This window comes from Chryseobacterium echinoideorum (genome assembly GCF_007474535.1).
GTDB classification, from domain to species: domain Bacteria; phylum Bacteroidota; class Bacteroidia; order Flavobacteriales; family Weeksellaceae; genus Chryseobacterium; species Chryseobacterium echinoideorum.
On record NZ_VKNW01000001.1, the window covers coordinates 318,608 to 335,347 of the forward strand.

General features: G+C 36.1%; 9 protein-coding genes and 1 pseudogene. 7 read left to right on the top strand and 3 right to left on the bottom strand.

Features of this window, described 5'->3' with window-relative positions; translation table 11 throughout:
- Positions 1-109 precede the first annotated feature (109 nt).
- On the bottom strand, positions 110-385 hold the full coding sequence (locus FOL89_RS01280; RefSeq protein WP_144281036.1) for a helix-turn-helix domain-containing protein: 276 nt from the start codon (positions 383-385) through the stop codon (positions 110-112).
- 858 nt (positions 386-1,243) lie between these two features.
- Between FOL89_RS01280 and FOL89_RS01285 the strand changes: the two genes are divergently transcribed.
- From FOL89_RS01285 to FOL89_RS01305, 5 genes are all read left to right on the top strand, one after another.
- A complete protein-coding gene (locus FOL89_RS01285; RefSeq protein WP_144281037.1) occupies positions 1,244-4,135 on the top strand; it encodes a SusC/RagA family TonB-linked outer membrane protein in 2,892 nt (963 codons plus the stop codon).
- A gap of 181 nt (positions 4,136-4,316) precedes the next feature.
- A complete protein-coding gene (locus tag FOL89_RS01290; protein ID WP_228444839.1) occupies positions 4,317-5,720 on the top strand; it encodes a RagB/SusD family nutrient uptake outer membrane protein in 1,404 nt (467 codons plus the stop codon).
- A gap of 106 nt (positions 5,721-5,826) precedes the next feature.
- On the top strand, positions 5,827-8,217 hold the full coding sequence (locus tag FOL89_RS01295; RefSeq protein WP_228444840.1) for an alpha/beta hydrolase family protein: 2,391 nt from the start codon (positions 5,827-5,829) through the stop codon (positions 8,215-8,217).
- Positions 8,218-8,863: 646 nt separating this feature from the next.
- Positions 8,864-9,364 (top strand): GreA/GreB family elongation factor, encoded by a 501-nt coding sequence (locus tag FOL89_RS01300; RefSeq protein ID WP_144281039.1) that lies wholly within the window; start codon positions 8,864-8,866, stop codon positions 9,362-9,364.
- Positions 9,365-10,246: 882 nt separating this feature from the next.
- The gene (locus FOL89_RS01305; protein WP_144281040.1) at positions 10,247-11,125 is read left to right on the top strand and encodes an IS982 family transposase; all 879 of its coding nucleotides are present in this window, start codon (positions 10,247-10,249) and stop codon (positions 11,123-11,125) included.
- A gap of 126 nt (positions 11,126-11,251) precedes the next feature.
- On the opposite strand, the pseudogene FOL89_RS01310 reads toward FOL89_RS01305, so the two are convergent.
- A pseudogene (locus FOL89_RS01310) lies at positions 11,252-11,709 on the bottom strand (thermonuclease family protein).
- Positions 11,710-11,711: 2 nt separating this feature from the next.
- Complete coding sequence (locus FOL89_RS01315) at positions 11,712-12,470, bottom strand: XRE family transcriptional regulator (protein WP_144281041.1); 759 nt, start codon at positions 12,468-12,470, stop codon at positions 11,712-11,714.
- A 61-nt stretch (positions 12,471-12,531) separates the two neighbouring features.
- Here FOL89_RS01315 and dinB point away from each other — a divergent pair, with 61 nt between their 5' ends.
- Entirely contained in the window at positions 12,532-13,677 is a 1,146-nt protein-coding gene (gene dinB / locus FOL89_RS01320) for a DNA polymerase IV (protein WP_144281042.1), read from the top strand.
- Positions 13,678-13,684: 7 nt separating this feature from the next.
- Positions 13,685-16,738, top strand: coding sequence for a DNA polymerase III subunit alpha (locus FOL89_RS01325; protein ID WP_144281043.1), 3,054 nt, complete (start codon positions 13,685-13,687; stop codon positions 16,736-16,738).
- Positions 16,739-16,740: the final 2 nt, after the last annotated feature.

The window sequence follows — 16,740 nt, forward strand, 5'->3', positions numbered from 1 at the left end:
TCTAATTTTTCAGCATTTGGTTCTCTATCTATAATTTTATTATTTTTCAGAGTAAAATTTTGATAATAGCCATGTATTTTATTTCAAAAAATGTTTTGAAATAAAATCCTTACTTTTCAATTTCTTTAATAAAATCATATTTTTTTTCTAAGATTGGCTTTTCTGGAAGAAAATCTTGAGGTGAACAACCTAAAGCTTTTGCAATTAAGTTTAAATGAATAATGTTATACTTAGCTCTTTTAGAAGGAGCTTCTATGTCAGCTACAAAAGTTGTACTCTTACCAATAGCCAAGGAAAGCTGTGTTTGGCTAATACTTTTACTTTTTCTAATCTCTTTAATTTTAGAGATAACATATTGTTCAATTTGATCTAAGGAATCATGCATGAACAAATTGACCTAAAAAGAGGTTAAAAAACTAAGGACTATAGTCCATGATTTGAGAATTATTACTATATTTGTAAAATAAGTTACGTATTAGTAACTTTGCGATACTTCATAATATAATAGAAGCTATTGCTTTGAATCTTGATTTGAAAACTGGCACTTTTAAGGAACAAGAGGATAAGTATAAGCTCACGACCTAGGCGTGGGCTCTCTTGTCTGTTCCACGGTATGCCAGTACCACAAATCGGATAATGTAGAGTTCCATGCCGTCTTTTTTTCGCTGTCCGTTAAATTCTACATTTTATTCTAAGCTCGCTTTAAGATATAGTATCATGACACTATACAGTAGGAAGGTACAGCCTATTGCGGCTTTATTGGTTTACTTTTTAAGCTGATAAAACATTTCGGGACATATTTTTTCATTCATATTAACAGATGCTTTCTGGTGCCTTGAGGTCATCTGAAGAAATATCCTTTTGCTTTTTTTTGCTGAAGGGCACTTGGGAAGTGTTTTCTCTTGTAGTAAGATAGTTGAATTTTTTTTGGTTAAGATTTAATTGAAAATAGAATTATAGCTCGTAAAAAGGCTTTTACAAAGTCCTAGAATGATGAAGAATTGGAAAGAGATTAATAGTAGAATAGAAAAGAAATAAGTAAGAAAATAAATAAAGAAAAGCACTTGTTAATTTTAAGGTCTAAAGTCTTAGATTTAGAATGTAATGTTTTAAATGATGGATTTAATTGTTGAAATTATATAATTGAGATTTTAAAAACAGCTCTTCCAGCATTGTGGAGTGGAATTTACAATATGCTGGGAAGAGCCTTATCAAGGAGTTTACTTAAAAACATTACAAAACTATGAAAAAATCCTATTATAACATAGGAAGTATGGGCTGTGTCCTTATGCTGGCTGTTGTGTGCGGTTCAGTGAAGGCTCAGGACAAATTGATCAAAGGGAAAGAGGGAAAGGTTGTGGATTCTTTGCGTTCTTTAGGTTCTGGTGTCGGAGGTGATTCTTTGAGGTTGGGGAATGGTGTTGATGGGCCTGGGAGTAGGAATCGGAATGGTGGTGAGAGTGAGATTGAGGAGGTTATTGTGAATGCTGGGTATTATAAGGTTCGGGATAAGGAGCGGACTGGAAGTATTGCTAGAATTGGGGTGAGGGATATTGAGAATCAGCCGGTGACGAATGTGTTGGCTTCTGCTCAGGGGAGAATGGCTGGGGTTTCGATTACACTGAATTCGGGCGTGCCTGGTGGTGGGTTTGATATTCAGATTCGTGGGAAGAACAGCATTCGGCGTGATGGAAATGATCCTTTGTATATTATTGATGGGGTGCCTGTTTTGTCTGAGACACCGTCGATGTACAGTGCTGGGGTGATTCCGCAGGCTTCTATTAGTCCTTTGAATGCAATTAATCCGAATGATATTGAAAGCTTTGAGGTGTTGAAGGATGCCGATGCAACTGCGATTTATGGAAGTCGTGGTGCAAATGGGGTAATTATTGTGACAACAAAGAAAGGACGGAAAGGGGGAGTTCAATTGAAGTTGAATACTTCTTATAGTTTGAGTCGTGTGGCGAATCGTTTTGATTTGCTGAATACGGAGCAGTATATGAAAATCAGAACTGAGGCTTTTCAGAATGACGGAATTACCAATATTCCTGCTGCTGCGTATGATTTTAATGGAGTATGGAATCAATCGAGGTATACGGATTGGCAGAAGGAGCTGATTGGAAATACGGCCGAGGATTCTGTGGTTCAGTTGTCTTTAAGTGGTGGTTCTGAGGGTTCTTCCTATCTGATCAGTTATGGACATCAGGAGCAGACAACGGTTTTTCCTGCTGATTTTAGGTATAGGACCAATAATCTGACGGGTAATTTTTCTTACAGAAGTCCTGACAGGAAGCTGGAAGTGAGTATGAACAATACTTTTTCTTTTCAGGATAATAATGTTGTAAATGATGATCAGACGCGAAGAAGTCTTATTTTAAGTCCTAATGCTCCGGCTTTGTATAATGCGGATGGTTCTTTAAATTGGGAGAACAATACTTTTACGAATCCCTTGGGTGTTTTTAAGAGTACTTATCTGAACTCAACAAATTTTGTTAATTCTGGGGCTCAGGTTTCCTACAGTCTTTTTCCGTTTCTTTCGGTAAAGTTTAACGGTGGTATTACATATCAGAATTTTGAGGAGTATTCTTTAAAGCCTCATACAATGTACAATCCGGCGGGTGGTTTAACGAGTGCAAATTCTACATCTTTTAAAAATAACAGTTCAGTTTTCAGTTATATTTTGGAACCTCAGCTGGTATCTCAGTATGAATTGAATGATCACCGCTTTGAATTGCTGATTGGGACAACGTTGCAGAAATCTGAAACCAATCAGGGGGCTGTGCAGGGGTATGGGTTTCAGAGTAATGCTTTGATTGAGAATATTGGTGCAGCGACGACTAAGGTTGTTGGTGAGCAGGTGCGGAATCAATATTATTATACTGCGGCATTTGGTAGGTTTAATTACCAGTTCAGAAAGAAGTATATTCTTAATGTAACTGGGAGAAGGGATGGGTCAAGCAGATTTGGTCCTAATAACAGGTTTGGGAACTTTGGAGCAATAGGGGCAGCATGGCTTATTTCTGAAGAGGAATGGATGAAGAATATTCCCTGGCTTTCTTTTGCAAAGATTAGGGGAAGTATCGGTTCTACAGGTAATGACAGGATTGGAGATTATCAGTATCTGAACACCTATACGGTATCCGCCAATATTTACAATAATATTACAGGGCTTAATCCTTCAAGGTTATACAATCCTGATTTTAGTTGGGAGAGAACATTTAAGAAGGAAGCTGCTGTGGAGTTTTCTCTTTTTAAAAGCAGACTGAATTTTTCTGCAGCTTACTACAATAATACTTCATCTAACCAGCTTGTTGGAATTCCTCTTCCTGCTACTACTGGATTTTCTACCATTCAGGCGAATCTTCCGGCCAAGGTTCAGAATACAGGCTGGGAATTAGAGGCTTCCGGGCAGGTTCTAAGGGGAGCCTTTAAATATGATACGTCATTTAACATTTCAATACCCCAGAATAAGCTGTTGGAGTTTCCGAATCTTGAAGGGTCTACTTATGCTAACCAGTATGTGATTGGATATCCAATGACTTTGGTCAAAGTGTATCAGTTTGAGGGTGTTAATTCTTCTACTGGACTTTATCAGTTTACGGATTATGATAAGGATGGTAAGATTACTTCTCCCAATGATAATAAGGTGATTGAGAAATTGGGTGTTCGGTTCTTTGGAGGCTGGAACAACAATTTTAAGTATCGTCAGTGGTCTGCTTCTTTTCTTTGGCATTTTGTGAAGCAGAGAAACTGGAATTATAATCGTCAGATGCTTGTCCCGGGTTCTATGAATAATCAGCCCGTGGAAGTTTTGAACGTCTGGTCTCCTTCTAATCCTTCGGGAATGTACATGCCTTATAGTTCGGGGGCAAACTCGCAGAAGAATGCTTCCCATGTTTTGTTTCAGAATTCAACTGCGGCTGTTGGGGATGCTTCTTTTATAAGATTGAAGAATGTACAGCTTAATTACACTATTCCTGTGCAGAAGTTTGGTATTCGTGAAGCGACTATATATCTACAGGGACAGAATCTCTTAACCTTAACGAAATATTTTGGAGTGGATCCTGAGTTTTTATTGACGGGGTTTCTTCCACCGCTTAAAACGTATTCAATGGGTTTTCAAATTACTTTTTAATGTTTAGTTATTTAATATCTATTGTCTATTTTTTAGAATTATTAAGTGATTCGTATTTGTTTAATCAGTTTGCAAGGGTATGCGTGCTGAGAATTTCTTTATGGGTGCGAAATGCTTGTAATTGAAATGCTTATTGTAAAGTAACCTTTGGCTCTTGCTTAACTTTAAATTTTTGAGAAAAATGAGAAAAAATATAAAATACATAAAATATAGAAACTATAAAATTGCATCGTATTTTCTGATGGTGCTTTTAATGACTGAAATATCCTGCGAAAAGTTTATTGAGACGGATTTTCCAAATAATCAGCTTCCGACAGAGGTTGTGTTTGAAGATGAACAGACTGCCGAAGCTGCCTTAGCTGGTCTTTATGCTTCGTTGTGGAATAATTCTTTGATATCTGGTGGTAGTGATGGCATGGGGGCCTTAATGGGATTATATACTGATGATCTGAAATATGTTTCAACGGCTGGAGCTAATGGTCTTTTGGATCTTGCAAATAATCAGCAGATTGAAACCAATACGGTTGTAAATACAGTATGGACAAATGCTTATCAGCAGATTTACGCGGCCAACAGTATCATGGAAGGTGTAACGAATTCCAAAGCTTTGAGTGCTGCATCAAAGGAAAGGATTAGGGGGGAGGCCTTGTTTGTAAGGTCTGTGTTGTATTTTTATCTGTATCAGGTTTTTGGTGAGATTGCCTATACTGAAACAACAGATTATACGGTAAACAGTAAGCTTTCCAGAATGAACAGTGAGCAGTTTTTGGTTAAGCTTGAAAGTGATATGTCGGAAGCAGTAAATCTTTTACCTTCTTCTTACAGAAATGTGGAACGTATTTATCCCAATAAATTTACGGGATATGTTGTTTTGGCTAAATTGAAAATGCTCCTGAAAAAATGGAATGAAGCTGAATTGCTTTGTAATACAGTCTTGCAATCTTCACAGTTTACCTTTCAGAGTGATATTACGAAGGTTTTTCAGAAAACAGGAACTCATGTGATCTGGCAGCTAAAACCTAAGAACAATAATGACGCTACAAAAGAAGCTTCGTTGTACAATTTTGTAACTGCTCCCCAGACTTTTGCGCTGAATCCAGATCTGATCAATTCTTTTTCTTCCAATGATCTGAGGATGCAAAATTATATAACTGCAGTTCCTTTTAATCAGCAGGTAAATTACCGTTCTTCGAAATACAAGAATTTAGCAGTGAACAATCCTAATGAATACAGCATCATTTTAAGGCTGGATGAAGTCAATTTTATGTTGGCTGAAATATTATCGGAGACAGGTAATGTGCAGGACGCGGTTCCTTTTGTCAACAGATCACGACAAAGAGCGGGTCTGCCTGCATTGTTGATTTCTATGAGCGGTTCTGCTTTTAGAGAAGAATTGGAGAAGGAGAAGCGAAGAGAGTTCTTTGTAGAGCATGGAATGAGATTTTTTGACCTTAAAAGATGGGGGAAACTTGGAGGACTGATTACAGTGAAACCAAGTTGGAAGGGATATCATTCTAATTGGCCTATTCCTCAGAAAGAGCTTTTGATTAATCCTAATTTAAATCCACAAAATAATGGTTATTAGAATGAGTTTTTATAAGAAGGATTTTATGGATAGCATTCGTTATTATTTTGTTTTGCTATTATTATTGTTTTCAGGAATGAGCTGGGCGCAAAAAGAGAATGTACATTTGGAAAAACTGGTGGGACAGGCTGAGGAACTAGATTTTTTGAAGATGTCAGAAGATGGTAAATGGGTTAGCTGGTTAACAATGTATGAGGATAAGCCAACAGTCTACAATTTAAAAAGTACGGATGGGAAAGGAGAAGTAATTCATAGAATGTCCGTAAGCAAGTCTTTTTTTATAGGGAATGAGAGGTTTGCATTTTTGGCAAAGGGTAAGCTCGAGATTGTTAATTTAAAAAACAGGTCTTCGGAATTGATTGACGATGTTGAAGAAATCGAATTGGTTGGTGATAGTGAAATGTTTGTTGTTCATTTTAATAAAAGTAAGAACAGAAGGTTGGAAGTCTATGATTTTAATCTTAAGAAACTCCAAACGTTCAATCACGTCAACCGGCTTTTGATTATGGAAAATACCTTGGTCTTATCTGAGGTGAAGGATGGCTTAAACGATATTTGGAAAGTGGATGGAAAAGGAAAGGAATTGATTGCGAAAACTGAGGGTGAGTTGTTGAAAGTTTGGAAGGGATCGGAAAGTCTGAAAGGGTATTTTATTTTTGAAAGAGTAGGAGGGAAGTATGTTTTCAAACATCATACAAATCCATTGGAAAAGGCTGTGAACTTTGATTTTTTACAAAGCAGCAATTATCATTATGTGAGTATGGATGTATCTTCGGATAAAAAGGCTGTATTTTTGACTCTTATAAGAAATGTTATTCGAAAGGACGAACCTTATGAAATTTGGTATGGGGCAGAGAAAGATTTAAGACATCATATAAAAGACATACAGGTGGAAGATAAAGTTTTATGGTTTCCTGAATCAAATAAAGTTCAAAAATTGGACTCTGTTTTTGAATCTCAAATTGCAGTTGGTTCTAAAGGAGATTTTCTTGCAGTTAAAAAGGATTTGTCATTGGTTGATCATCTTGATAACACTTATAAAAGAAATCCAGATTCTTTGTTTATCTACAGTTCAGGAAATGCTCAGTACTCTTTTTTGAAAATGATTGATGACAAGCTGTATGTGTCTCCTGATAGAAAATGGGTGCTCACCGCTGATGATAATTATTGGTCACTCTATGATTCTGAAACAAAACGTAGTAATTCTACGGGTATTCTAATTTCTGCGATTCCGTATTTTAGGGGAAGGGACAAGGTTTTATGGATTAATGGAAATGAAGTTTGGGAAAGTAACTTAATTACTGGTAAACAAACTGAAAGAATAATTATGAAGGGCAGTGAGATCTCTGTAGTGAACGCAAAATCTGTCAAATTACAGAGTTCAATTCCTAGGGCAATTAACTCAGTGCCTTCTGATCAGGAAATAATTCTTTGTATTGATGAAGGTGATTTGAATAAGAGCTATTTTAAGTATGACAATGGGAAGGTGAAAAAAATGATAGCCGAAACCAGGGACAGAATTAGCAATTTATCTTATAATAAATCATTAGGTTCTTATTCATGGTTCCAGCAAAACTTTAATATGCCTCAAAAAATAGTTTATCAACAAATTGGTAAAAAGGAAAAAACGATACTATCTTCTAATATTAATGATGAAGGTGTAAAAAAGATACAGAAGAAATTGATTTATTATAAAGGTTCGTTAGGTGAAACTCTGACAGCAACGTTATTCTTACCGCCATCCTATAATGAGGAAAAAAAATATCCTGTTGTATTAAATATATATCAAAGGCAGCAGAAAGGGACAACTGAGTTTTTGAAACCTACTTTTAAAAACCAGAAAGGGTTTAATGTTCGGATGCTGTTGGAGTCAGGATATATGGTTGTACTTCCCGATATTTCTTACGGGGAAAAAGGGCCGGGGGTATCAGCATTGCTCTGTATTAATAACATGATGGATGAACTGATTAAAATAAAGCAAGTGGATTCCCATAAAGTAGCTTTGACAGGACAGTCTTTTGGTGGCTATGAGACCAATTTTGTTTCTACGCAAACCAGCCGTTTTGCTACTTTTATATCAGGTGCTTCAATATCAGATGTAATTCACGTCCCGCATTCATTTAACTACAGTTATGGTGGTGCGGATTTTAGAAGATATGAGTACGGTCAATTTGATTTTAGAGGGAAGTTTAAGGATCTGAAGCAAAAATATATAGATAATAATCCTCTGTACTTTGCTGAGAATGTAAGCCGGCCTATGATGTTATGGACCGGAGAAAAGGATCTAAATGTAGATCCTGAGGAAACAAGATCATTTTTTAATGCATTGAGACAGGAAAGAAAATCGGTCTTGGCATTCTTTTATAAAAATGAAGGTCATTCTCTTCGTTCAAAAGTCCTGCAAAAAGATTTTACCTATAAATTTATTCAATGGCTGGATTATTTTTTAATGAGTAAAAAAGATATTGATTGGATTGATAAACAAATGACAAAATAGGGAAAAGATGAAACAAATTACAGGTAGTGTGAATTTAAGCTTCTGATTAACGTTAAACTTTACTATTTATAATCAAATTGTTTTGAATTTTTCTTTTCTCGTCCAGAAAAAGGTATTGTGAAGGCGGATTGTACCCTTGCCCCTTAACGAGCATATTTTGAAATTATTCTGATCGGGATATCTGCTTATCGCAGACTCGCCATTAAAAACTAACGCCGTGTGAAGTATTACTACCAAAGACTTTTGTACAATCTTACCTGAATTGCAGGCGGGTTTTTAAACACCATTGCTTAAGCCGGTCTTTTTAAGGAGCGATTACTAACTAGCTTTTCAAGTTCATTCATATCAAGAGTTGGTTTAAAATGGCAGGTATCTTTTCGGGGCTTCGCGCAGTTGCGCTTTTCCAAGAAAGTTGCGTCTGAAGAATGCGAAATTACTTAAAAAATGTATATTTACATTGCAGACAATGAAACAATTGCGGCTAAGCGGCTGTTGCCTGCAGTGCGTGCTTTGTAGTTAAGTGCTTTTCGAAAAAGGTTTGCAAACTTTATAGCCTTAAAAGTGTTAATTTTATTAGATAAATTTTTCAAACTTAACACGTATCAATAATTTTAAGTGTAACAGAATAGATGTAAAACCGGAACATATGAGTAGAGGATTTGTGAAAGAGGGTGATCAGGAGGAATTCCCGATGATTCCGCCCCGTGCCGATTTACCGCCCGGTACGGTAAACTTCGTTACTGAGTTCGGATACGATCAGTTAGTCGCCGAACGTAATCAAATGATTCACGAGCGTGACAATACCTCGATTTCAGACGAGAATGAAAGTCGCATTGCCGTAAATTTAATCAATGCGAAATTGCAATTGTTACTCGATCGAATTTCGTCTGCGAAAATTGTCAACCTTGCCAAACAACCAAAAAATATAGTTAGGTTCGGTGCTGAAGTGTACTTTAAAGTTGATTCCGATTCCAAAATCCAGCACTATCAAATCGTGGGCGTAGATGAGGCAAATGTTGCAGAAGGAAAAATAGCGTTTACCTCTCCTATTGCGAAAATCTTTATGGACAGAAAGGTCGGCGATCGCGTGACATTGAAATTGGGCAAGGCGGAAAAGCAATTTGAAATTGTGTCGATCAAATACTGATGGATTTGTAAAGTGTCAGACTGTTGATTTGGACTTGGTCGCCAATCGCATTCTGACCAACGTTAAACTTTACTATTGATAATCAAATTATTTTGAATTCAACATCCTTGTTAGTCAGTCCAAATTTAGTGATTGGTTTTTGTATTCTTTTGGCTGCTGCTATTTTTCTTTTCTCCTCCAGAAAAAGGTATCGTGAAGGCGGATTGTACCCCTGCCGCTTAACGAGCATATTCCAAATAATGACGGCGAGCTTTCGGGAGAGTGCAGAAACAGCAGTTGCCCTTCCTTTTTTGTGGCTTAATCTTTTGAAAAATACTGAAAATGCGAGCCTATAGTTGGAAATCTTGTGACGATTGCCACGTTCGATCTTCGAGGTCCGCCAACATGGTTTTTGGAGATGAGCCAAAATTTATCTGAGTCTAAATCTGTATTTTAACGGATTTGGGAAAGGGAAATTATGCCCCAACGTAAAGGAAAACACGCTAAAACCAGAGAAAAACCACCAAAATCACCCACATAAAAAGAGACTCTTCTCGAAGCCTCTTGTATCTCTAAAAAATCTTTCTACGATAACCCCATAATGTCTGAAAAAGCCCAGCAAAAAGCTTTCGAAGGTTCCGTTCAACAGGGTTTTCATCTCGTGTCATTCGGACAAGACGAAAACTTAGTTATTATTGTAAGGTGATATTTTTATCAATTTAGAAATTTTTCTATCCGGATTCTTGGTGGGAAACCTGGCGATAAAATGAGAATATCTTCTTTCGTTCTATCAGGTTTGGTAAAGTTAATTACACCTGTTGTGCATTTAAGAATTAAACGAGAAAAGATTGTTTATTTGCTTTGGAAACCGTATATTTACTTGACTACCAATCATTTAAATATATGGACAGTCTTATTCAAAACTACAAAATTATCTTAGAAGAATTGATAAATACTTGCAGTCATATTAAAACTAAACCTCAGATCAGAGTTCCAAAACTCTCTGATTTAGAACTTGTAGCATTAAATATTACTGCAGAATATATGTCGATAAACTCTGAACTACAATTGTTTAGATACATTTCAAAAACAGAACTGGAACAAAAAATAGAAAGAAGCGTTTATAACAGAAGAAAGCGAAAATTGTTTTCTTATTTAGAAGAAATCCGCAGAGTTTTGAGTTCAAAGTTTTCTGATTTTACGGACGTTTTTATTGTTGATTCAACCCCATTGGAAATTTGCAAAATAAGTAGAGCGAATCGCAGCGGAATTTGTTCTACAGAAAATATCCGCCCGGAATTTGGATATTGTGCAGCACAAAAAACACGATATTTTGGTTATAAATTACATGCTGTCTGCGACAAAAACGGTGTTTTTCATTCCTTCGATTTTTCTCTGGCCAATGTTCATGACATCAATTATCTGAAGGATGTAAAAGAAAATTTCAAAAACTGTTTACTTATAGGCGACAGAGGGTATATAAGCGAAAAATTAAGGGTTGATCTGTTCAATTACTCAAACATTAAACTCTCTGTTCCAATGCGAAAAAATCAACATGAATTTGTGGCATTTTCAAAAGTAAAATCTAAAATTAGAAAACGGATTGAAACAGCTATATCACAACTAAGCGGGCAATTTTTGCTACACATCAATTTAGCAAAAACTTTTGAAGGATTGGCAACCAGAATTACCTCTAAAATCACTTCTTTTACAATGATACAATATCTTAATTTCTTTATATTCAAAAGAAGCTTAAACAAAATAAAAATTAATTTATGCTAAATGCACAATAGGTTTAATATAAATTTCTTTACACGAATTAATTATGGATAAATGAAGTACAGGTTAAAGATTTAAATGTATAAAATAGTACAGATCAACTTTCTAAAATTTTATTTAAATACTCTCTTACTTTTTTCTGAACTCCCACGGAGAAATTGCATTTAAATCACTCCACAAGCCAAGTTTTTTAGTCTTAGCTACTTCCTGTAACTTACCTAATTCTTTATTGTCAGAGAAGTAATGATACCACCAGGCAAATCCTGCTTTTATAAGTTCTTCCGAAAGATATCTGTTGTTATCATAATAAACTTTTGCGATTGTACGACCATATCGGTCTGTATCGGTTTCCACAAATGTAATTTCTTTACAAAAACTGATTGACTTGTGAAATCCTTTGCGTTCTTTCCAAAAGGCTGACCACTTTCGGGGCAGTCCACTTCAGCTAAACGAAGTTTCTTTTGAATGTTTCCTTCTAACAATACGGTAATGGTATCTCCATCACTGATTTTAATGATTTTGCCTTTTGTTTGAGCGAAAAGTATTGCTGAACAAAAGAGGAGTACAAATAAAATTTTTGCTTTCATATTTATTGTGTTTTTAAGTTATGTATTCCTGTTTTAATTTCGTTGAACATATTTTTGATTTCTTGAAACTCTAAATTTTCAACGGTCAATTCTTTCGTATTTATACTTGCAGCAAACTCCCAAATTTCTCTTACTTCCGACCATTCAATTTCGTAAGACTTGTAGAATGATTCATCTGATTTTACTAAACTTGAATTATCGTTTTGTTCAGAATATCGTTTGTAAACAATCCCTTCTTTGGTAACAAAAATGTAAGTTTTTCCGGCTTTTAAATCACTTCGGCTCTCAATAAACTTTCCAATGAAGTAAGTCCCATCGTTGTATGGTGGCATTGAGTCTCCCTCCGCAGGAAATGCTCGGTATTTTCCATTTCTAAGAAACGGTAAGGAGATATGCTGAAGTCCTTCGATAAATTCAGGGTCATCATATCCGTTGATGTAACCCATCTTCGCTTTATGCGTAACCAATTCAATTTTGTTTTCCCCTGTTTTATCAACTTTGATGGGGAGAACAATTCTGTTTTCAGGAAGCTTTACAATTTCATCCAAAGGATATTTTTGAATGTCTATACCGACTAAGAGATCAATGCTGACTTTATGATATTTTGACAATCTTAAAAGTATCTCAATAGGTGGTTCTGAAATACCATCTTCGTATTTTGCATATCGTCCTCTTGTAATAAAAAGTGCATCCGCAGTTTTCTGTTGAGACAAGTTCTTCTTACCTCTTAAAAACCTTATGTTATCTGAAAAAATTGACATTGCTACAAATTAGGTCAACAAATATACAAATTTTGATAAAATATGTATCTAATTTTGTCAAATGAATCGCTCAATCGTACACATGGATTTGGACACATTTTTCGTCTCTTGTGAAAGGCTTAAGAATTCTGAACTGAATAACAAGCCCATTATTATCGGAGGTGGAGATCGTGGTGTTGTGGCTTCATGTTCCTATGAAACAAGATATTTTGGGGTACGAAGTGCTATGCCTATTAAAATGGCTCTGCGGTTATGCCCTGAAGCAAAAGTGATAAAGGGCGACATGGAAATGTATTCCAATATGTCTCACATGGTTACTGAAGTGATTCAGGAACGAGTACCTGTTTTGGAAAAGGCAAGCATCGATGAATTCTATATTGACCTTTCAGGAATGGATAAATTCTTTGGCTGTTATAAATGGACAAACGAAGTTGCAGATGCGGTTACCAAAAATACAGGATTGCCTATCAGCTTTGCTTTATCAAGCAATAAGACCGTTTCAAAAATTGGAACAGGAGAATCCAAACCCACAGGAAGATTTGAAATACAGGCACAAAATACTCAGAATTTCTTGAATCCATTATCGGTTAAAAAAATTCCGATGGTCGGTAACGTAACATTTCAGCTTCTTTCGAGATTAGGGGTAAGAACGATTCATACGCTTTCAGAAATGCCAGTTGATGTTTTACACAGATTGATAGGAAAGAATGGAACTGATTTGTGGAAAAAAGCAAATGGAATCGATGAAAGTCCGGTGATACAATATTCTGAAAGAAAATCAATATCCACTGAAGATACATTTTCACAGGACACCATCGACATTCTCAATGTTAGAAGTATTCTTTCTGGAATGGTCGAAAAGCTTTGCTATCAATTGAGGGCGGAAAAATGGCTGACCTCTGTAGTTGTGGTTAAGATCCGTTACAGCAACTTTGATACTGAAACAAAGCAATGTAGAATCCCTTATACCTCCGCAGATCATACGATTCTTAAATACGTTCTCGACCTTTTTAAAAAGCTTTATACAAGAAGAATTAGGATCAGACTGATTGGAGTAAAGTTTACGGGATTAGTGCATGGCTGCCATCAGATGAATCTCTTTGAAGATACGGAAGAACTTATCTCACTGTATCAGGCGATGGATAATATAAAAAATAGGTTTGGCTCTGCAAGCGTTGGCAGAGCATCAGGATTACTAAGACAATAATTTTATCATGTTTCTGAATTGTCATTCATATCACAGCTTACGTTATGGAACTATTTCTGTCAATGAATTGGTTCAACAGGCTCATGAACATAAATTAAGGACTTTAGCCTTAACAGACATCAACACGATCACGGGAATTTATGAATTCTACAAGCTGTGTAAAGAAAAATCCATCAAACCTATTGTAGGCGTTGATGTGAGAATTGAAAATGAGCAATTTTACATCTGTTTAGCAAAGAAACAATCGGCTATTGGCTCTATCAACAGAATGTTGACAGAGTTTAACTGTGATGGGATTGATATACTAAAAGAGAATCCAAAACTGGATAACACCATAATTATTTACCCTCTGCATAACATTCCTTTGGAACTTTCAGATGATGAATATATTGGCGTAAGACCTGAAGAAATCAACCATCTGATAAAACCCGAATTAAAAAAATGGGTTCATAAGATGGTTATTCTGCAACCTGTAACTTTTAAAACAAATGAAGAATACAAGCTGCACAAGATTCTCAGAGCCATCGATAACAATACCTTAATCACAAAGCTAGAAGTGAATGATTACTGCCAGAAAACAGAAACATTTCATTCAAAAAGCAAATTGTTAAAAGTCTTTGAAAACCACTCCATCATTATTGAGAATACAGCAAAATTGATTGGAAACTGCGGTTTTGAATTTGATTTTTCAACACCGAAAAACAAAAAATATTTTACTGACAGCCGTGAGAATGATTATGCTCTTTTAAGACAATTGGCTTACGAAGGTTTGGAAAGAAGATATTCTAAAGATAATGCTGAAGCAAAAGCAAGAGTAGAGAAAGAATTAGGTGTCATTGACCATCTTAAGTTCTGTGGTTACTTTCTGATAACATGGGATATTATTGAGTACAGCAATAAAATGGGATTCATGCACGTAGGGAGAGGAAGTGGCGCAAATTCCATTGTAAGCTATTGCTTGGGTATTACGGATATTTGCCCTCTCGAACTTGACCTTTATTTTGAAAGATTCCTGAATCTGAACCGTAAAACACCTCCTGACTTTGATATTGATTGGAGTTGGCAGACAAGGGATGTTATCTTGGAATACATTTTTTCAAAATACGGAAAAGACCATGTTGCGTTCTGTGGGACTAATGTGGAGTTTAAATACAGATCAATTTTCAGGGAAGTCGGAAAAGCATTTGGGCTTCCGAAAGAGGAACTGGATATGTTAGCAACAAAATCCGTTTCTGAACATGATGATAATTCGGTTTTTCGACAGGTTCATAAATACGGAAAGCTTTTAGAGAAATTTCCTAACCAGCGCAGTATGCACTCATGCGGAATTTTAATTTCAGAAGAACCCATCACTAATTTTACGGCTTTGGAAATGCCACCGAAAGGCTTTCCTATCGTTCAGTTTGATATGCACGTTGCAGAAGAAATAGGATTTGAGAAGTTTGACATTCTCTCGCAAAGAGGACTGGGAACAATCAAAGATACTGTTGATCTGATAAAAGAGAAAAGAGGAATTGACGTGGATATAAAAGACACCACAATCTCAAAAAACGAGTTAAAATGCAATGAGTTTCTGAGCGTAGGGAAAACCATTGGTTGTTTTTATATCGAATCTCCTGCGATGCGTGGGCTGCTAAGAAGGCTTAAATGCGATAATTACAAAGTTCTTGTTGCTGCTTCATCCATCATTCGTCCGGGTGTTGCACAAAGTGGTATGATGAAAGAATACATTTTCAGGCATAATAATCCTACCCAATTTGAATATTTCCACGAAGTATTTGAAAAGGAATTGGGAGAAACGTATGGGATAATGGTTTATCAGGAAGATGTTATTAAAATCGCTCTCCACTTTGGAGGGCTTTCTGCACCTGATGGCGATGTTCTGAGAAGAGCGATGAGCGGAAAAGGACGTTCTTTAGCTGCGCTTCAGAAAGTGAAAGATCATTTCTTTGAATCATGTAAAGAAATTGGACATCCTGAGCAGCTTTCAAAAGAAGTGTACCGACAGATTGAATCTTTCGCAGGATATTCTTTCTGCAAGGCTCATTCAGCTTCCTATGCGGTAGAAAGTTATCAGAGTTTATATTTGAAAGTGTATTATCCGATTGAGTTCATGGTATGCGCCATCAATAACGGTGGAGGTTTTTACAGAACTGAAGTCTATGTACACGAAGCAAAAATGTCGGGAGCAACCATTGAAAACCCTTGTGTGAATCTAAGCGAGTTTAAAACTACAGTATATGATAAAGACGTGTATTTGGGTTTAATGCACATTGAAAGCCTTGAAGGAAGACTGGCAGAACTTATTCCGATTGAAAGAAAGAATAATGGAGATTACAAATCCTTGGAAAACTTCATTAAGAGAATACCGATTGGAATTGAGACTGTGCAAACTCTAATTTTTATCGGTGCATTTAGGTTTACAGGAAAACAAAAACACGAACTTTTGATTGAAGCAAGGTTTCTCCTGACCAATACTAAGCCTGAATTTAGGCATCTTACTTTACTAGATGAACCACAAAAAGAATACAAATTACCTGTAATAAGTAGACATCCTTTTGAAGATGCTTTTGACGAAATTGAGATTTTGGGTTTTCCGGTTTCATATTCACCTTTTGATTTACTTCAGACCAAATACAGAGGAACTGTGATGGCAAAAGATCTTACAAACCATCATAAAAGACAAGTGAAGATGCTTGCCTATCTAATTTCCCGAAAACACGTACCTACAAAACGGGGAACAATGTTTTTTGGAACTTGGATTGATGCTGAAGGTGAATATTTTGACACAGCACATTTTCCTAACTGCTTAGAGCAATATCCTTTTCAGGGCGGAGGGTGTTATCTTTTGCTTGGTACTGTCGAAGTAGACTTCCATTTTCCAACAATCACAATTCACAAAATGGCAAAGATGCCGATGGTTGCCGATCCAAGATATTCTATGGATAAGGAAAAAGCTTCAGAAGTAGTAAGGAACCTGAAAGAAGATGTGAGTATGACTTTTAGAAAACCTTATCCACAGGAGCATGAAATTGGGTTACCGAGACATAAAATGAACTAAAA